This window comes from Paludisphaera mucosa, assembly GCF_029589435.1.
GTDB classification, from domain to species: domain Bacteria; phylum Planctomycetota; class Planctomycetia; order Isosphaerales; family Isosphaeraceae; genus Paludisphaera; species Paludisphaera mucosa.
Genome location: NZ_JARRAG010000002.1, coordinates 725,421 through 743,293, shown reverse-complemented (window position 1 = coordinate 743,293; position 17,873 = coordinate 725,421). Strand labels below are relative to the sequence as shown.

The 17,873-nt window shown below is 72.7% G+C and carries 17 protein-coding genes; 7 read left to right on the top strand and 10 right to left on the bottom strand.

Annotated features, from left to right (window positions below; genetic code table 11):
* Nucleotides 1–114 precede the first annotated feature (114 nt).
* From PZE19_RS12595 to PZE19_RS12565, 7 genes are all read left to right on the top strand, one after another.
* Nucleotides 115–1,761 (top strand): TolC family protein, encoded by a 1,647-nt coding sequence (locus tag PZE19_RS12595; RefSeq protein WP_277860973.1) that lies wholly within the window; start codon nt 115–117, stop codon nt 1,759–1,761.
* 62 nt (nt 1,762–1,823) lie between these two features.
* Nucleotides 1,824–2,540, top strand: coding sequence for a hypothetical protein (locus PZE19_RS12590; RefSeq protein WP_277860972.1), 717 nt, complete (start codon nt 1,824–1,826; stop codon nt 2,538–2,540).
* Between the two features lie 19 nt (nt 2,541–2,559).
* Entirely contained in the window at nt 2,560–4,359 is a 1,800-nt protein-coding gene (locus tag PZE19_RS12585; RefSeq protein WP_277860971.1) for a TolC family protein, read from the top strand.
* 51 nt (nt 4,360–4,410) lie between these two features.
* The gene (locus PZE19_RS12580) at nt 4,411–5,040 is read left to right on the top strand and encodes a hypothetical protein (RefSeq protein ID WP_277860970.1); all 630 of its coding nucleotides are present in this window, start codon (nt 4,411–4,413) and stop codon (nt 5,038–5,040) included.
* A 185-nt stretch (nt 5,041–5,225) separates the two neighbouring features.
* Entirely contained in the window at nt 5,226–5,714 is a 489-nt protein-coding gene (locus PZE19_RS12575) for a fasciclin domain-containing protein (RefSeq protein WP_438269988.1), read from the top strand.
* A 118-nt stretch (nt 5,715–5,832) separates the two neighbouring features.
* A complete protein-coding gene (locus PZE19_RS12570) occupies nt 5,833–6,393 on the top strand; it encodes an RNA polymerase sigma factor (protein ID WP_277860968.1) in 561 nt (186 codons plus the stop codon).
* Entirely contained in the window at nt 6,390–7,190 is an 801-nt protein-coding gene (locus tag PZE19_RS12565) for an anti-sigma factor domain-containing protein (RefSeq protein ID WP_277860967.1), read from the top strand. The genes PZE19_RS12570 and PZE19_RS12565 overlap by 4 nt, the downstream gene beginning before the upstream one ends.
* Before the next feature lie 227 nt (nt 7,191–7,417).
* On the opposite strand, the gene PZE19_RS12560 is transcribed toward PZE19_RS12565, so the two are convergent.
* From PZE19_RS12560 to PZE19_RS12515, 10 genes are all read right to left on the bottom strand, one after another.
* Entirely contained in the window at nt 7,418–7,687 is a 270-nt protein-coding gene (locus tag PZE19_RS12560; protein WP_277860966.1) for a helix-turn-helix transcriptional regulator, read from the bottom strand.
* Nucleotides 7,677–8,084 (bottom strand): DUF2178 domain-containing protein, encoded by a 408-nt coding sequence (locus PZE19_RS12555; RefSeq protein ID WP_277860965.1) that lies wholly within the window; start codon nt 8,082–8,084, stop codon nt 7,677–7,679. The genes PZE19_RS12560 and PZE19_RS12555 overlap by 11 nt, the downstream gene beginning before the upstream one ends.
* A gap of 104 nt (nt 8,085–8,188) precedes the next feature.
* Nucleotides 8,189–8,650, bottom strand: coding sequence for an SRPBCC family protein (locus PZE19_RS12550; protein ID WP_277860964.1), 462 nt, complete (start codon nt 8,648–8,650; stop codon nt 8,189–8,191).
* Nucleotides 8,643–8,972, bottom strand: coding sequence for an ArsR/SmtB family transcription factor (locus PZE19_RS12545; RefSeq protein WP_277860963.1), 330 nt, complete (start codon nt 8,970–8,972; stop codon nt 8,643–8,645). Before PZE19_RS12545 ends, PZE19_RS12550 begins: the two co-directional genes overlap by 8 nt.
* Before the next feature lie 50 nt (nt 8,973–9,022).
* The gene (locus PZE19_RS12540; RefSeq protein WP_277860962.1) at nt 9,023–10,099 is read right to left on the bottom strand and encodes an AI-2E family transporter; all 1,077 of its coding nucleotides are present in this window, start codon (nt 10,097–10,099) and stop codon (nt 9,023–9,025) included.
* 106 nt (nt 10,100–10,205) lie between these two features.
* Complete coding sequence (locus PZE19_RS12535) at nt 10,206–12,851, bottom strand: hypothetical protein (protein ID WP_277860961.1); 2,646 nt, start codon at nt 12,849–12,851, stop codon at nt 10,206–10,208.
* A 198-nt stretch (nt 12,852–13,049) separates the two neighbouring features.
* On the bottom strand, nt 13,050–14,249 hold the full coding sequence (locus PZE19_RS12530; RefSeq protein WP_277860960.1) for a S41 family peptidase: 1,200 nt from the start codon (nt 14,247–14,249) through the stop codon (nt 13,050–13,052).
* Between the two features lie 219 nt (nt 14,250–14,468).
* The gene (locus PZE19_RS12525; protein ID WP_277860959.1) at nt 14,469–15,587 is read right to left on the bottom strand and encodes a hypothetical protein; all 1,119 of its coding nucleotides are present in this window, start codon (nt 15,585–15,587) and stop codon (nt 14,469–14,471) included.
* 167 nt (nt 15,588–15,754) lie between these two features.
* Complete coding sequence (locus PZE19_RS12520; RefSeq protein ID WP_277860958.1) at nt 15,755–16,093, bottom strand: ribonuclease E inhibitor RraB; 339 nt, start codon at nt 16,091–16,093, stop codon at nt 15,755–15,757.
* Nucleotides 16,094–16,108: 15 nt separating this feature from the next.
* Complete coding sequence (locus PZE19_RS12515; protein ID WP_277860957.1) at nt 16,109–17,842, bottom strand: ArnT family glycosyltransferase; 1,734 nt, start codon at nt 17,840–17,842, stop codon at nt 16,109–16,111.
* Nucleotides 17,843–17,873: the final 31 nt, after the last annotated feature.

Here is a 17,873-nt window from a genome sequence, read left to right as displayed (position 1 = left end):
CGCGATGCCGAACGTCGGGAGCGGCCGATAAACCCTGTGAACCCCTAGGCGCAGCACGACGGGCGCGGCCGGAAGGATTCGGCCGCGGAACTTGCCCCATCCGAGGATCGAGCGATGGAACGGACCGCAAGGATGCGGAGGGCGGCGGCGGCCCTGCTGGTCGCCTGGGGCTGCTCGGAGCGGGCGTGGGCCCAGGAGCCCGCGGCGCCCCCGGCCGCGCCCGCCGCGGCCGATCGCGAGGCGGCGGACGACGGCGACCTGCCGTCGGCGCTGCCCGCCGCGGCCGCGACCCCCGAAGACGACGGCACGTCCGCGCTGGCGACCGGGCTCGACGTCAAGCCGGCGCCGTTCAACCCGGGCGATCGGCGGTTCCCGATCAACCTGGCCGCGGCGCTGCGGCTCGCCGACGCCCGCCCCCTCATCGTCGCCGCCGCCCAGGCCGGCGTCTGGGTCTCCGAGGCCGAGCTCACCCGCGCCAAGCTGCTCTGGGTCCCCACGCTGAACATCGGCTTCGACTACGTCCGGCACGACGGCGGCGGCCCCGACTTCAACAAGGGGATCATGACCGCCCCCAGCGTCAACTTCTTCTACGGCGGCGGCGGCCTGACCGGCACCCTCTACACGGCCGACGCCATCTTCCAGCCGCTGGCCGCGCGTCAGGTCCTGAACGCCGCGCACTGGAACATCCAGGCCGCCAAGAACGACGCCCTGCTGCAGACCTCGGACGCCTACTTCCGCGTCCACCAGTACCGCGGGACCTACGCCGGCGCCCTCTACTCGGTCCGCCGCGGCCGCGAGCTCGTCGGCCGCATCCAGGACCTGAGCCGCGATCTGGTCCCCAAGGTCGAGATCGACCGCGCCCGCAACATGCTGGCCGACCTGGAGCAGAAGGCCGTCCTGGCGCAGCAGGAGTGGCGGGTGGCGGGTGCGGACCTGACGCAGGTGCTGCGGCTGGATCCCCGCGCCGTCGTCGAGCCGCTGGAGCACGACCACGCCCAGATCACGCTGATCGACCCGGGGCGGACGCTCGACGACCTGATGCCGGTCGCCCTCGTCAACCGCCCCGAGCTGGCCGCGCATCAGGCGCTCGTCCAGGCGGCCGTGCTGCAGATCCGCGCCCAGAAGTGGAGCCCGCTGATCCCGACGTTCCGGCTCAACGGCTTCCAGACCCCGTCCGAGCTGATCCAGGCGGGGATCTTCGGCCTGGGGCCCAACGCCAGCATGAACCAGTGGCGGGGCCGGGCCGACGTCAGCATCCAGTCGCTCTGGGAGCTGGAGGCGCTCGGCCTCGGCAACCTCGCCCGCATCAAGGAGGCGCGGGGGCGGGAGTCGCAGGCGATCATCGAGTTCTACATGAATCAGGACGCCGTCGCGGCGGACGTGACGCGGGCCCGGGCGCGGGTGCAGTCGGCCGCCGCCCGCGTCCTCCAGGCCGACCGTTCCATGCGGACGGCCGTCATCACCTTCAACGGCAATTACGAGGGGCTGCGGCAGACGACCCGCCTGGGGGACGTCCTGGTCCTGGTCAACCGGCCCCAGGAGGCGGTCTTCGCGCTGCAGCTCTTGATGGTCGCCTTCGACGAGTACTTCGCGACGGTCGCCGAGTACAACCGGGCGCAGTTCGAGCTGTTCCACGCCCTGGGCTACCCGGCCCGCGAGCTGACCGTGCTCCGCAGCCCCGGCGACGCGGCCCCGGTCGACACGTCCCGGCCCGACTACCTGCCCCCGGTGGGCGTCGGGCCGCCCCCCGCGACCCGCTGAGCGGGCGAGTCGCGGCGAAGGGGGTTCGGGTCTCTCACTCTGGAACCGGAAGGGGCGTGGTCGTGTCGGAGCGTCCGATCGTGAAATACCTGCCGAGCGTCGAGGGGCTGGAGCCCAGGCGGCTGCCCAGCGGCCTCGTCGCGGCCGACGCCCCCGCGGAGGCCCTCGCCCGCCGGGCGGCCGTCCAGGCGCGGATCGAAAGCCGCGCGGCCGAGCCCCAGGCCGCGAAGCCGACTTCGGGCTTTTTGGTCTACCGCATCACGAACCCGAACCGCTTTAACACGGTGTTGAAGCCGCCGTTCCAGCAGGTCTACGTCCAGCAGGAGCCGCCGACCCCGGGCCAGACCTACAACATCCTCTCGATCGTCGTGAGGAACGGCACGGCGCAGACCATCGACGCCTCCAGCGGCTTCGAGGTCCGGTTCCCGCAGCAGACGTACGACACCCCGGTCCTGACCGGGAACCAGGAATGGAAGCCGGGCGAGTGGATCGTCTTCTACGTCCTGACCAAGAAGTACTACCCGCTCCCCTCGCAGGTGACGTCCGGCTTCGAGTTCAACCTCGACGGCGCGCGGTCGGTCGCGGTCCCGGGCCCTTCGGCGATCTTCCAGCGGATCAAGTACGATCCCGCCAAGTTCCCGGGCATGCTCGACAAGATCACCGCGTTCGGCGTCGGGGCCCAGGGGGGCCGGGGCGTGAAGTACGGCCTGCCCGTCACGAACATCTACGAATTCGTCTCCGCCCAGACCGACCGGATCGACTTCGGCGGCTACTTCTGATCGGGAGTCGTGGAAGGCCATGACAGGACGCCTCGCCCGAATCTGGCTGCTCGCCGCCGCAATGGCGTCGGACCCGTCGCGCTGCGACGCCCGACGGCCGGACGACGTCGACGGGCCGGCGCGCCCCGCCCCCGCGCCCACGGCCGCGGAGATCGACGCGTTCCCGTCCTCGGTCTCCCCCTCGATCGCCCGGTTCATGGAACGGCACGGCGACGAGGTCCCGCCGGCGCCCCCGGCCGGCGCGGCCGTCTCGCTCGGCCGGCCCCCCCAGGACGCCGCGGCCGCGAGCCCGCCCGACGCCTCGGCGGAGCAGGAGGCCGAACCCGCGTCGCCGCCGCCGGAGCTGCCGTCGCCCTCGGCCTACGCCGCCGGCGCGATCGAGAGCCTGGCGCTCAAGCCGGCCCCGTTCGACCCGGGCGACCAGCGGTTCCCGATCAACCTGGCCGCGGCGCTGCGGCTGGCCGACGCCCGTCCCCTCATCGTCGCCGCCGCACAGGCCGGCGTCTGGGTCTCCGAGGCCCAGCTCACCCGCGCCAAGGTCGTCTGGGTGCCGACGGCCCTGATCGGCTTCGACTACACCCGCCACGACGGCGGCGGGCCCGACTTCAACAAGGGGATCATGACCGCCCCGAGCGCCAATTACTTCATGGGGGGCGCCGGGCTCAATTTGTACGTCAACGTGACCGACGCCGTCTTCCAGCCCCTGGTCGCCCGCCGGGTGCTCGACTCGTCGCAATGGAACGTCCAGGCCGCCAAGAACGACGCCCTGATGCAGACGGCCGACGCCTACTTCCGCGTCCACCAGTACCGCGGCACCTACGCCGGGGCCCTCTACACCCTCGAACGGGGCCGCGACCTGATCGCCAAGGTCGAGGAGCTGAGCCGCGAACTGGTCCCCAAGGACGAGGTCGCCCGGGCCCGCAACGTGGTCGCCGACCTCGAACAGCGCTCGGTCCTCGCCCGCCAGGAGTGGCGGGTGGCGGGTGCGGACCTGACGCAGGTGCTGCGGCTGGACCCCCGCGCCGTCGTCGAGCCGCTCGAGCACGACCACGCCCAGATCACCCTGATCGACCCCGGGCGGACGCTCGACGACCTGATGCCCGTCGCCCTCGCCAACCGCCCCGAGCTGGCCTCGCGGCGGGCTCTGGTGCAGGCCGCGGAGACGCGGGTCGACCGCGAGAAATGGCGGCCCGCCCTGCCGATGCTCTCGGTCAACGGCTTCCAGCATCCCGGCTTCACGCTCCAGGCGGGGATCTTCGGCCTGGGCCCCAACGCCAGCATGGACCAGTGGCGGGGCCGGTCCGACGTGACCCTGCAGGTGGTCTGGCAGCTCGAGCAGTTCGGGCTCGGCAACCTCGCCAAGATCAAGCAGCAGCGCGGGCTCGAATCGCGGGCCCTGATCGACTTCCGCAGGGCCCAGGACGGGGTCGCGGCGGACGTGACGCGGGCCCGGGCGCGGGTGCAGTCGGCCGCCGCCCGCGTCCTCCAGGCCGACCGCGCCCTGCGAACCGGCATCGTCGCGTTCAACGGCCACCTGGAGGGCCTGAAGCAGACCCGGCGGCTGGGGGACGTCCTCGTGCTGACGTTCCGGCCCCAGGAGGCGGTCTACTCGCTCGACCTGCTCAGCGTCGCCTTCAACGAGTACTACGCGACGGTCGCCGAGTACAACCGGGCGCAGTTCGACCTCTTCCACGCCCTGGGCTACCCGGCGCGCGAGATCGCCCAGCTCCGCAACCCCGGCGACGCCGTCGCCGTGGACACGGAACGGCCGGCCTATCTCCCCCGCGTCGGCCACGGGCCTCCTCCGGCGACTCGTTAACGGCGGCCGGCGACCGGACCAGTCAGGACATTCGACAGGGGGAATTCACAGATGAATCCGACGGCGAGGGACGGTCGACGGCGGCTCACCGGGGCGCTCGCCCTGACGTTCGGGGCCTGGCTCTGCTGCGAGACGCCGACCTCGGCCGGGGATGGTCTCTTCTCCTGGCTCGGGCGTCACCGCGCGGTCCGGACGGATGCGGGCGGGACGCTGGGTTACGGCCCGCCCGGGGTTCATCCCGGGTACCAGGGCTTCGGCCTCGGGTTCCACCGGGGCCACGGCTACGGCGGCGACGCCCTGGGGGCCGGCGCCGAGGGAGGTCATCCCTTCTACGGCGGCCCCGGCTACAACCATCCCGCCCCCGGGCTCGACCGCTTCAAGCTGACGAAGATCGCGCCGTTCCCGCACGACGCCGGCCCCGGCGGCCCGACGCCCGACCGGCCGCAGTACTTCGACGGCGGCCCCAGCCCGCTCGTCATCGACCGCCCGGTGATCTCCACCGGCGGCGGCGATCTGGGCGGCTACGGGTCGTTCTCGGGGATGCTCCCCTATCCCGACTCCACCTTCGCGCCGTTCACGTCGCAGGCGAGCGGCGAATCCTCCTCGCCCGGCCGGACGCCCCCGCCGTCGGCCCCGGCCCTGTTGAACCCGGACGCCCCGAGTTCGCCGCCCGGCCCCTGACGAACCGCGGGGGAACTCGCCGGATTGTGAATCCGATCGGCGTCCGCGAGCGAATTCAAGGCGTGGGCCGTGAAGTCGGGCCCGGGCCGTCCGGTCGGAAGGATCGGACGCGTCCCGGACGGCCGGTCCGCGCGCCGAAACATCCCTACACCCTCGAAGTTCGAACCAGGAGTCGATCCATGTCCATGATCAAGAGCTGGTGCCTGTTCGTCGGCCTCGCCGCCGCCGCGGCGTCCGCCGCCCCCGCGCACGCCGAAGACCACAAGTCGGATATCGTCGATACCGCGGTCGCGGCCGGCTCGTTCAAGACCCTCGCCGCCGCGCTCAAGGCGGCCGACCTGGTCGACGTGCTGAAGGGCGAAGGGCCGTACACCGTCTTCGCGCCGACCGACGCGGCCTTCAAGAAGCTGCCCGAGGGGACGGTCGAAGCCCTCCTCAAGGACAAGGCCAAGCTGAAGGCCGTGCTGACCTATCACGTCGTGAAGGGCAAGGTCAAGGCCGCGGACGTGGTGAAGCTGAAGTCGGCCAAGACGGTCCAGGGCCAGACGGTCGCCGTCGACGCCGCCGACGGCGTGAAGATCAACGACGCGAAGGTCACCAAGGCCGACATCGAGTGCTCCAACGGCGTGATCCACGTGATCGACGCCGTCCTGATCCCGCACGACAAAGACTGACGACGGATCGACGGCCTGCCCCCGTCCCCGCCGCGATCCTCGACGCGGAGGATCGCCGGGCCCGGGCGGGGCGGGGGAGTTGGCCGGTCGGCGACCGATGGGTTAGAATGCGATCCGGATGTCAGACTCACTGCTCCGCCGGGTCGCGGCGGGAGATCAATCTGCGATCGAAGAGGTGCTTGAACGCTACGGCGGCCTGGTCTGGTCCCTCGCGCGCAAGCTCTCGGCCGACCCGGCCGACGCCGAGGACGGCGTCCAGGAGGCGTTCATCGACGTCTGGCGCGCGGCCGGGCGGTTCGACGAGACGCTCTCGTCCGAGTCGGCGTTCGTCGTCATGATCGCCCGCAGGCGGCTGATCGACCGGGCCCGCAAGCGCGGCCGGTCGCCGAAGACCTCGAACCTCGCCGCGGATCTCGTCTCGGAAGACCTCGGCCAGTTCGATCGGCTCGAGCGCGACGACGACGTCGCCCGGGTGACGGTCGCCCTCCGGTCGCTCCGCCCGGAGCAGCAGGCCGTGCTCCGGCTCGCGGTCTACGACGGCCTCACCCACACCGAGATCGCGCGGGTCACCGGCCGCCCGCTGGGCTCGGTGAAGACGCTCGTCCGGCGCGGGCTCATGCAGATCCGGGATCTCCTCCGCTCGGTCCCCGGCGTCGACGCGAGAGGGGGCTCGGAATGAGCGACGACCTGTCCCCGATCGACCGCGACCGCCTGCGGGAACTGCTCGCCGAGGACGCCGCGTTCGGCCTCGCGCCCGACGACCGGGCCGAGGTCGAGCGGCTCAAGGCGGAGTTGGGCGACGGCGACGTCGAGGAGTTCGAACGCATCGTCGCGGCGCTGTACGTCGGGCTCGCGCCGGCCGACGAGGCGCCCCTGCCGGATCGCCTCCGGCAGATCTGCGCCCGCCAGGGTCGAGACGCCCTGACCTCCGGGGCGCCGCCCCTCCGGCCTCTCCCCGAGCCTCACGCGCCGCGGCGGGTCGGCTCGCCGCCGTGGATCGCCTGGGGGCTCGCGGCCGCCTGCCTGCTGCTGGCCCTCGCGGCCTGGCTGCGACCGACGCCCCGGGACGCCGCCGCCGACCTGATCCGCGACCGCGAGGAGATCCTGAGCGCCCGCGACGTCATGACGGTGTCGCTGAAAGGCGTCGGCCCGGGCGCGGCGTCGAGCGGCGAGCTCGTCTGGAGCAGCCAGCGCCAGCGGGGGTTCATGCGACTCACGGGGGTCGCCGTGAACGACCCGAAGTTGAAGCAGTACCAGCTCTGGATCTTCGACCGGGCCCAGGACGAACGCTACCCGATCGACGGCGGCGTCTTCGACGTCCGCGCCCCGGGCGTGGCCATCCTCCCCATCCGCGCGCCCATCCAGGTCGTCGAGCCCTACCTCTTCGCCGTCACCGAGGAAAAGCCTGGCGGCGTCGTCGTCTCCCGCCGCGACCCGATCATCCTCCTGGGCGACCCGGCCAAGCCCGGGCCGTGACGGCTGGCGCCCCCGACGGCCTTCCCCCCTCGCGGGGGAAGGCAGGCCCCGCAGGGGTCGGATGAGGGGGAGGACGCGCGATGCCCCATCGGAACCCGCCGGCAGGCAGGACGTTACGGCGACGGCTTTCGTGCTCGCCTCCCCCTCATCCGGCCCTCCGGGCCACCTTCCCCCGCGAGGGGGGAAGGCCGTCGTTCGACGGTGAAACGGATTTTTCGAACAGGATTTTACTTGTTCATGGAATCATCGATCGGCGTGGCGGTGGGCCGGTTCGCGGCCTCCTCGTACCCGAAGACCTCCTCGACGCCCTTGCCGAACGCGCGGGCCAGGCGGAAGGCCAGCAGCAGCGAGGGCGTGTACTTGCCGGCCTCCAGGGCGATGATCGTCTGGCGGGTCACGCCGGCCCGTTCGGCTAGCGTCTGCTGGGTCATCTCGGAGTGCTCGAAGCGCAGCTTCCGGAGCCGGTTGCTGATCTTGCCGGCGGCGTCAGGAGGCATCGGCTTCCCCCAGCCGGTCCATGGACAGCGTGGCGATCGACGCGACGCCGACGACGAGGATCCAGGCGCACCAGACGCTCGACTGGACGACCGCCACCGGCACAGAGCCTCGCCAGCCGTAGAACGCCGGCAGCGACACGCAGGCGATGACGAAAGCCAGCCAGAAGACGACGTAGGCGATCAGCATCGACCGGCGCTGGATCTCCAAATCGCGCTCGTCCGCGACCACCACGCCGGCCCGGCGGCGGAAGAAGATCGGCCCGAGCCCCAGCAGCCCGAGCAACGCGAACCCTCCCTGGGCCCCCGGCCCGAGCATCGGGACCAGGGCCAAAACCGTGACCACGGTCGCGGCGACGACCGTCAGGTTGAACCACGCATGCTTCTGCGACGCGGACATTTTCGGGCCTCCTCTCGGCTTCGGATCTCCCGCCCGAATTGTAATGCCGAGACGACACTATGTAAAGTGGATTTTACATCATGTTTGGCCTCCGCGTTCGCCGGTCAGCTCTCCGCCCGCCAGCGGCGGGTCATCTCCAAGGGCTCGCCGGTTTCGAGGAGGCTCTTGAGGCTGGCCAGGATCGCCGGCCAGCCGGTCGACGTGACCCCGATGAGCTTCGAGTCGTCGCGGTCGATCTCGTGGATCAGGGTCAGCTTCACCGCGTCGCCGACCTGTTCGAGTTCGTAGGTCAGGCGCGAGTAGCCTTCCTCGTGCAGCTCGGGCTTGAACTCGTTGCGCCAGGTCAGGACGAGCCGCCGGCCGGGCTCGATCGCGACGACCTCGCCGCTGTCGGCGACGCGGCCGTCGGGCAGCATGATCCGCCACGACGCGTCCGGCTTCCACTCGGACTCCTGCCAGGTTTCGGCCCAATACTTCCGGGTGAACTCCGGTTCGCGGAGCGCCTGCCAGAGCTTCTCGGGCGTAGTGCGGATGTAGGTGACGTAGACGAACCGCGATTCAGCCATCGGTCCCTCCTTCCAGCGCCTTCTTGAGGTCGGCGAGCGCGCGCAACGGCCCCCGATCGAACTTGCCGATCCAGCGCTCGGCGATCTCGTGGATCGGCACCGGGTTCAGGTAGTGCAGCTTCTCGCGACCCCGACGGATCGGGACGACCAGCGACGCTTCCTCCAGCACCTTGAGGTGCTTCGTCACGGCCTGCCGGGTCATCACCATACGCTCGCAGAGCTGGCCCAGCGTCTGCCCGTTCTCCGCGTGCAGGCGATCGAGCAAGAGCCGCCGGCCGGGGTCGGCCAGCGCCTTGAAGACCTTGTCGGGGTCGGCTTCCATGGCGTTATTATGCAACCAGTTGGTTGCCTGTCAAGCCTGTCGCCTCGGGTTCAGGCGGCCGCGTCCGGGTCGCGGTCTTCGAGGACGTCCTGGACGTAGAGTTCCTCGACGGCCGTCTGGAGGGCGACGGCGAGGGGGGCGGCGACGATCAGTCCGACGACGCCGAAGAGGGCGCCGGCCACCGCGATCGCGACCAGGGTCAGGACGGGCGGCAGTTCGGACATCCGCTGCTGGACCAGCGGGGTGATCACATAGCCCTCCAGCGACTCGGCCACGGTGAAGACGAGCAGGGCCCACAGGGCCTTGTCGGGGCCCTGCGTCAGCGCGGCGAGCACGCCGATCAGCGCGCCCACGATCGGCCCGACGTAGGGGATCGCGGTGAGGATGCCGGCGACCAGGCCGAGGACCAGGAACTGGGGCACGCCGACGAGCCAGAGGCCGACGCCGGAGATCAGGCCGACCGTCGCCATGGCCACCATCTGGCCGAGCATCCAGCCCTTCAGCCGCTCTCCGACGGCCGCGAGGACCTCTCGGGCCCGGGGCCGGCCGGCGGGCGGGACGAGCCGGACCAGGCCGTCGACGTACATCGTGGGCGAGGCGGCCAGGTAGAGGGTCACGAAGAGCAGCACCACCAGGTCGCCGGCCGCGCCGAAGGTCGTCGAGAAGACCTCGGCGACGTGCGAGGCCGCGGCCTGGGGCTGGTCGGTCACGGCGTCCTGGGCCGCGGGCGCCCATCGCAGGACCTCGCGGCCCCAGGTGGACCCCTGCAGATAGGCCCGGACCCGCGTGATCGACCGGGGCAGCTCCTCGTTCAGCTTCGAGAACTGGTCGGCCGCCGTCGCGCCCACGAGGTAGGTCAGGCCGCCGGCCGCCAGCGCCAGGACGATCAGCAGGACCGCGAAGGCCCACTTCGGCCCCAGGCCCGTCCAGCGGGCGACGGCGTCGGCCGCCGTGCGCAGGAGGATCGCCAGCAGGACCGCCGCGAAGAGGAGCAGGAAGACCGACGACGCCATGACGAGCGCCGCCCCGGCCGTCGCGACCGCGAGGACGGCCCCGGCGACGATCCAGACGCGCCGGGTGAACTCGTCGCGCGGGAGGGGGGCGGGGGGGGGGAGGGTGTGGTTCATCGCATCTCATCTTCGACGGGGGGCGCGGTCGGCGGACTTCGCCGATGGGGATGTCCCGTTCGATCGCAAAACCCGCGCCGCGACGCCCCCCATCCTCGTCGAACGGTCAGCCGACGGCGAAATTCTGTGGATCGAACTCGGCCAGGCGCACAAATCCCCCGCGAGTGGTCCAGCGCCAGGCGCCGAAGACGCCGAAGTCGATGTAGAGGGTGCCGTCCGAGCCGGCCGCCAGGCGCTCGGGGTCGCCCGAGTTCAGCTGGGTGAAGCCGTCCGCCGACCATCGCCAGAGGCCGAACGGCCCATAGTCGATGTAGAGCGAGCCGGCGGCCGCGGCCAGGGCCTGGGGGTCGCCGGAGTTGAGCTGGCGGATCGAGCCGTCGGACCATCGCCAGAGGCCGTAGGGCCCGTAATCGATGAACAGCGAGCCGTCGGCCGCGGCGACCATCCCCTCGGGGTCGGCGGTGTTGAGCTGCCCCATGCGGCCTTCCGCCCACCGCCAGAGGCCGTAGGGGCCGTAGTCGACGTAGAGTCGGCCGTCGGCCCCGGCGGCCAGGGCCTGGGGATCGGCGGCGTTGAGCTGCTCCATGCGGCCCTCCGCCCAACGCCAGAGGCCGTAGGGGCCGTAGTCGATGTAGAGCCGGCCGTCGGCCGCGGCGGTCATCGCCTGGGGGGGGGCCGCGTTGACGAGGGCGAGGCCGCCGGCCGCGGACCACCGCCAGAGCCCGCGGGGGCCGTAGTCGATGTAGAGCGAGCCGTCCGGGGCGGCGACGATCCCCTCCGGGTCGTCGATCGCCAGCTGCTGGAGCCCGACGCCCTCGCTCCATCCCCAGATCCCGTCCGGGCCTCGGTCGAGGAACAGGGGCTTCGCGGCCAGGAGCAGGGGGCGGACCTGCTCCTCGACGGCGAGAGCGTAATCCCAGCCGCCGTCGCGGGTGTAAGCGACGCTCAGGTCGCCGTCGCCGCGCGTCCGGGTCGGCGGGTCGACGTCGGGGAGGTCGAGGGCGATGCGGTCGGGGCCGGCCCGCCCGGCCACCATGACGTAATAGCGGCCGCCGGCCACCACCGTGAAGGCGAATTCCCCCGAGTCGCCGCCGACGACGGTCCCGGCCACCTTCCGGCCGGACGCGTCGTACACGGTGGCGACGGCCGCACCGGGGGTGACGGCCGTCGTCGGGCGCGAGGTCCGGACGACGTAGCGGTTCCCCGCCAGCGCGTCGATCCGGTACACGTCCACGTCGTCGCGGCCCGCGATCGTCGTCGATCGGACGTACCGGCCGGCCGCGAACGCGACGGGCGTGGTCGCGGCGGCCGCGTCGTCGGGCTCGACGTCGTCCCTTCCGGCCAGCTCGGCCTGGAAGCGGAACCCGGGCCCGTCGTCCTCGGACGAGGAGGGGACGGACGGCGTGTAGTCTCGCTGCGCCTGGGTCCCCACGCCGATCCAGTAGACGCCGCCCGCGTCGAAGGTGTGCGTGTAAGCCTCGCCCCCGGAGCCGGGGACCGTGCCGTCGATCTCGGCGAACGGCGTCCCGTCGTCCGAGAAGATCCTCAGCACGGCGTCCACGTCCGTCGCCGACGCGCCGGAGCGGTCGAGGGCGGACAGCCGCAGCGTGTCGCCGGCCAGGACCTCGACGCGCGTCAGGTAGACGCCCCGCGAGGGATCCACGTCGATCGTCGCCGCGCCGTCGCCGTCGCCCCCGGCGAAGAGGTCGATCGGCGGCGCGGCGAAGGCGATCGAGCGGGCGTCGTCGGCCGGGTAGGGGTCGGCGGGGGCGCCGAGCGGGTCGGCGACGACGAAGACGTACGGGTATCCCCGCGCCAGCCCGTCGGCCGAGAAGCTCGACGATCCCCGCGACGCCCCGGGCTCGATCGTGATCCGGTCGACGAGCCGGTCCGAGGGATCCCAGGCCGCGTCCATCGACTGATACAGAGCGGCCCCGAACGGCCCGTCGACGCCGGCCGCGGCGTAGCCGAAGGCGATACGGCCTTCGCGGTTCTCGACCGCCTCGATCGCCAGGTTGGGGCGGGCCGGGCCGAGCTCGATCAGGGTGGTCAGCTCGAAGGCGCCGTTCGCGACTTCCGGGCCCGTCCCCACCGCGGCGGCGTGGAGCTTCGAGGCGATCCGGATCTCGTCGCCGATCCGCGCGAAGAACACCGCCTGCCCCCCGCCGGCCGCCGTCGTGACTCCGGAGGCCACCGTCGCCGCCGCCTCTCCGGAGGGATAGGCGTAGGTGACGGCGTAGTCGACGGTAGCCCCGAGGTCGGTGGTCGCCCGAAAGTCCACCGTGATCGCGATCTGGACGACGGCCCCGACCTCCTCGCCCTCGTCGGGCGTGATCCGCATCGTGATCGGGGCGCCGACCTCGCCCTCCGGGGCCCGCGAACCCGCCTCGGCCGCGGCCGGGGCGCCCGTGGTGGCCGGGTCCCAGGGCGTGGCCCAGTACGAGGACGCCTGCGCGTTGGCCACCAGGAACGCGACCCCGATGCCCTGGACCCGCCCTTGCTGCCAGCGCACCTCGCCGGACGCCGAGGCCGAGTGCACGCGATCGTTGGCGACGCTCGACGACCTCGTGATGGTCTTGGGTGCGGGGATCGCGTCGAAATCCGACGCCTCCACCAGGCCCGCCGCGGTCAGGCTCCCCAGGCCACCCGTGATCGGGGTCAGATAGGCGGGTACGGCCCGCGTCTCAAGTCGCTCCAACGCCGGCCGCCGCGACGTGCGGGGGCGGGCTTTCGCTCGATCGAAACGGCTCAACGGAGGTTCCTCCGGCCGCCGCGACCACGACTTTGAGCGGGGGCCGGCGGCCTCGTGTGCGGTCCCCCGGACGGACGGCGTCCGGGATTCGCGAGTATGCCCCGGGGGATTCGTGAAAGCAAGTTCGCGGCGGTCGCGTCCGACGCGTCGCCTCGGGCGCTCGGACGTCGATCCGGCTCTTGCGGCCCCCTCGGCGCTTCAGGGCTGCGGACGCGGCCCGGGGGGCGGGCTCGCGGCGGCGTCGAGGGCCGCGTCGAGCTGGGGGTCGGCCCCCTCGGCGTAAGGGAGTCGGTCGGAGGCCTCGACGTCGGGGTGAACGCCGCGGCCTTCCAGCCGTTCGCCGTCGACGAGGACGTCGGAAACGGCCAGGTACAGCAGGCCGCCCCCCATCGGGAAGCCGCGGCCGGCCAGGACCGCGCCTCCGGTGTTCTCGCCGACGATCGCGCCCAGACGGTGCTTGCGGACCGCGAAGGCGACGACCTCCTTGCCGCTCTTCGACCCGCCGTCGACCAGCAGGACCAGGGGCTTGCGCCATTGCGGATCGTACTTCGCCCGGGCGCCGTCGCGGCGGACCTGTTCGAGGACCGGGGGCGCGCGGTCGAAGATCGAGACGAAGCCCGGCGAGGCGCCTCCCCAGCCGCCGCGAAGGTCCAGGACCAGGGCGTCGGCGTCGGCGAACTTCGCCGCGACCGCGTCGCGGACGGCCTCCTGATGGGCCTCGCCGGCGGCCGAGAAGAGCCGCATCAGCGCGACCCGCCTGCCGCCCCGATCCACCACCCGCGCGCCCATCTCCTGGTCGTCGAGCCACTCGCGCCCGGGGTCGATCCGCCGGGGGAACACGACCACCCGTCGCGGCTCCTCGCCCGCGCGGCTGCGGACCTCCAGAGCGACCTCGCGGCCGTCCCGCCCGCGGAGCGAGGCGACGGGCTGGAACGGCCGGCCGTCGGCCGAGACGATCTCGTCCCCGCGACGGAGCCCCGCCGCCTCCGCCGGACTCCCCGCGAAGACCCGCCGGACGAAGCCCCCCGGCGCGACGTCCACGCCGATCGACTCGACCTCCGCGGGCGGCATCCCCGCCATCCCGTGGAAGATCGACGCCAGGCCGTAATACTCCGGGTCGTCGGTCGTGAAATACGCCGTGTGCGACGCCTGCAATTCGGCCAGCGCCCGGCGCGTCGCCGCCGCGAACGCGTCTCCATCGCGCGCCTCGTCGGCGTAGCCCGCGTGCTTCTCGGCCCAGGCCTCGGCCCGGGCGAGGTCGTAGAAATACTCGCGGACCTTCGCGACCACCTCGCGCCCCCGCGCCGGCCAGTCGTCGCCGCGGACGTCGCGAGCCGGGGCGGCGAGCATGACCGCGAGCAAGACGACGAGGCGGACGGCGTCGATTCTACGAATCATGAGATGTTGCGTCCTCAGGCCCGGGCCTCGGATGATTCAGCTCACGTCGAGTCTGCCCGCCGCCGCCCCGACCTGCAAGGCCCGGGGCCGTCCCCGGCCGCGTCGGGCCGGGCTGATGAGGGGAGGGCGACGCCGTGGCCGCGCTCGGGGGAAGGTGCAAGGCCCGAGGGTCGGCCGAGGACTGGAAGCGGGGCCGTCCGACCCCTCCGGGATGGTCGATTACGAGCCGGCCCGGCCCGATCGGCAGAGCTTCGTCAGGTGCTTCGCCACGGTCGCGGCGCCGACGGGCGAGCAGGGCGGCTTGAGGCGGCCGAGCGCGAAGGCGTGGTCGAGGGCCGGGCCGATCCGCATGGCGGAGAAGTCGCGCGAGGAGACCGGGACGCCGCCGCCCCAGGACCTCGCGGCGCGGTCCAGGGCGCGGTACTCGGCGAAGCCGCGCCGGGGCGGGTAGAGGATCGGCCGGCCGTGGGCCATCGCCTCGCTCATCGTGCCGTAGCCGGCCTTGGCGACCACGGCGTCGGTCGAGGCGATCAGGTCGCCGCCCGACCACTCCGAGGCCGAGACCAGGTGCAGGTTCGGCAGGCTCCCCGCCGGCGCGGCGTGGTAGCCGACGAAGTGGACCCCGCGCGCGGCGAACGAGGCCAGGCGGGCCCAGTCCAGGTCGTCCTGGCCGTAGCGACCGACGTAGAAATAGACGAGCTTTTCGGCCTTCCCCAGCCCCAGCAGGCCGCGAAGCTCCCTCGCGCGGTCGCGGCCCGGGTTGGCGACCAGGCCCACGTCGACCTGGTTCGGCAGCCAGCCCATCCTGAGCGCCGGCTCGGCGCGGAAGACGCCGGCGGCCTGGCGGTAGGCCTGCTTCAGCGCGGCGACGACCCGCTTGGCCTCGGGGCCGGCGTGGCGCGCGTAAGGCGCGTAGATGTCGTACCAGGTGAAGTTGGCGAGCAGCCAGCCCGGCACGCCCGCGCGCTTCGCGGCGACGAGCGGCAGCGGCGGGGCGTCGCTCAGCACGGCGGCGGCCCCGACGTCGCGGAGGAAGTCGGCGTCGGCGTCGACCCGGGTCACGGCCTCGCGATAGACGTCGACGGCGAGGGCGAGGGTGGCCGCGGCGTCGGTCTCGCCGCTGCCGCCGACCGGGTTGACGGCCCCGGAGTCGGATGCGTGGGCGTCCAGGTCCGCAGGCCGCAGCAGCCGCTCGCGCCAGTTCGGGAACAGGTCGGGGTGGCAGCGGATCACCACCGGCACCTCGGCCGGCACGTGGTTGAGGACCGACGCCGTCCGGTTCATGTGCCCGTAGCCGTGGCTCGTCACATGCACCACCAGCACGCCCGCTCGCTTCACCTTCGCCGCCTCCCGCCGCCCCCGAAGATCGTCCTTCTCCCCTTCGTGGGAGAAGGTGGCCGCAGGCCGGATGAGGGGCTCATCATCCGACGCCGGCCGGTGCCATTCGGGCGCCGATCCGGCCTCGAAGCCTAACGTCCCTTGAACGCCTCCATCCCCAAAACGACTCAGGGGTCGGCCGGCTCGCCGGTCGTGGCCCAGCCGTCGCAGAGGCCGCCGAAGGGACGGGCGAGGTCGTCGAGCTCGCGGCGGGCGGCGGCGACGTTCTCGTGGGTGGGGAGCATCTCGCTGGTGCAGAGGCAGTCCCAGGCGTCCTCGTCCTCGTCGTGGAAGACCTCGACGAGGAAGCCGATCTGCACGGCCTCCTGCGCGAAGGCCTCGCCCGCCTCGCGGCTCGGGACGGCGACGAAGAAGTCGATCTCCATCGGCCGCTTCATGTCGACGCCCAGGTCCGCCACCCGCCGGAGGGCGTCGCCGTCTTCGTCGTCGGGATAGTCGTCGTCCATGATCTCCTCCTCGGCTCAGCGCGCCAGCTCGTCCGAGTCCGGCCTGGCGACCTCCGGGGCGGACTCGGGCGCGGGACGGACGACGGACAGGTGGAGGATCTCGTTGCGCACCTTCTCGATGCTGAGGCCCTCGACGGTCTCGTGGACCTGCACGTCGAACGCCGGATCGTCCTGCAGCAGCTTCAGCTCGTGGGGCGTCAGCGGCATCAGGAACCGGCCGCAGCGGGCGAGGTGTTCCAGGAAGTCCTTGCGGCTCTTGAGGATCGGCGCGGGGTGGCCCAGGGCGTAGACGGCCCCGGGGGGCTTGAAGGTGCAGAGCGCGGGCGCGGCCCCGGTCGTAACTTCGAGGGCCGCCAGGCGACGCCCCACCAGCGACGACGCGCGGTACGGCTCGGCCGCGGGCAGGCCCCAGCCGGCGACGACGACCTCCATCGCGGCGGTGCAGGCGACGACCCCGTACAGCGCGTTGCGGGGCCGGCGGGCCGCGGACTCGCGCAGCAGGTAGACCGCTCCGGCCGCCGCGATCGCAGCCACGGTCAGCGCCGGGGCGCGCATCGGAGCGGGCAGGACGGCCACGGCCGCCGCCGCCAGGCCGATCGCCATCGTCGCGGCGACGCCGCCGATCACGCGGCCGGCGAGCCGGACCAGGCGGTCGGAAGTCAGGGCGATCGGCGATTCGAGCACGCGGACCAGCAGCCAGGCGACGAGCACCGCCAGCGCGGGGACGGCCGGCAGGTAGTAGTGGATCAGCTTCGTCCGCACGAGTTCCAGCAGGATCAGCGGGCCGATCGCCCAGCCGATCAGGAACCCGGCCGCCGCCGTCTCCCGCCGCCGGCTCCAGGCCGACGCCAGGGCCGCCGGGAGGAGGGCCGACCAGGGGAGCAGCGTGGCCATCCCCAGCACCACGTAATAGCCGGGGAAGCCGCCGTGCTCCTCGAGGCCCTGCGTGGCCCGCTGGACGATGTGGTAGCCGACGGCCACGTCGAAGTACGCCCCGCCCGAGCGGATCAGGATCGCCACGTTCCAGGGGACGACGATCGCCAGGAAGAGCGGCAGTCCCCACCGCCAGTGCAGCCGGCGGGCGTAGACGAACGGGCTGGGCCCGCCGCAGAGCCAGGCCACGCCGACCGACGCGACGAGCAGCACGGGCGCGGCCGGCGACTTCGTGAGCACCGCCAGGCCGAGCAGCGCCCAGAAGGCCGCCGCGGCCCCGCGCGAGGGCCGGGTCCACAGCTCCCAGAGCGCGAGCTGGCAGCCGACGTAGAAGAAGGCGAGCGTCGCGTCGGTGGTGCAGAGCTTCGACTCGGCGACCATGAGCGGCATCGTCGCCAGCACCAGCCCCGCCAGCCGCCCCGCGCGGGCGCCCAAAACGCGCCTCGTCCAGCCCCAGGCCAGGATCACGGTGGCCGTCCCCATGACCGCCGAGACCAGCCGCGCGCCGAACGGGCCGTCGCCGCCCAGCGCCGTGCCGGCGAGCATCAGCCAGTAGATCAGGATCGGCTTGTGGTAGCGGGGCTCGGCGTTGAACGTGGGGTGGACCCAGTCGCCGCTGGCGCGCATCTCGCGGGTCGCGCCGGCGTACCGGGGCTCGTCGCGGTCCCACAGGCTCACCCGGCCGTTGCCCACCAGGTTGAGCGTGAGCGCGAGCAGGCCGATCATCAGGGCTTCGCGCAGGGGCGATCGACGGTCGCGAGAGGGCGGCGGGCCTTTCTGGCGCGCGGCTTCGTCGGCGGGCGGGGCGGACGACACGGGCATTCCTCCTCCGTGGGGGATCAACGCC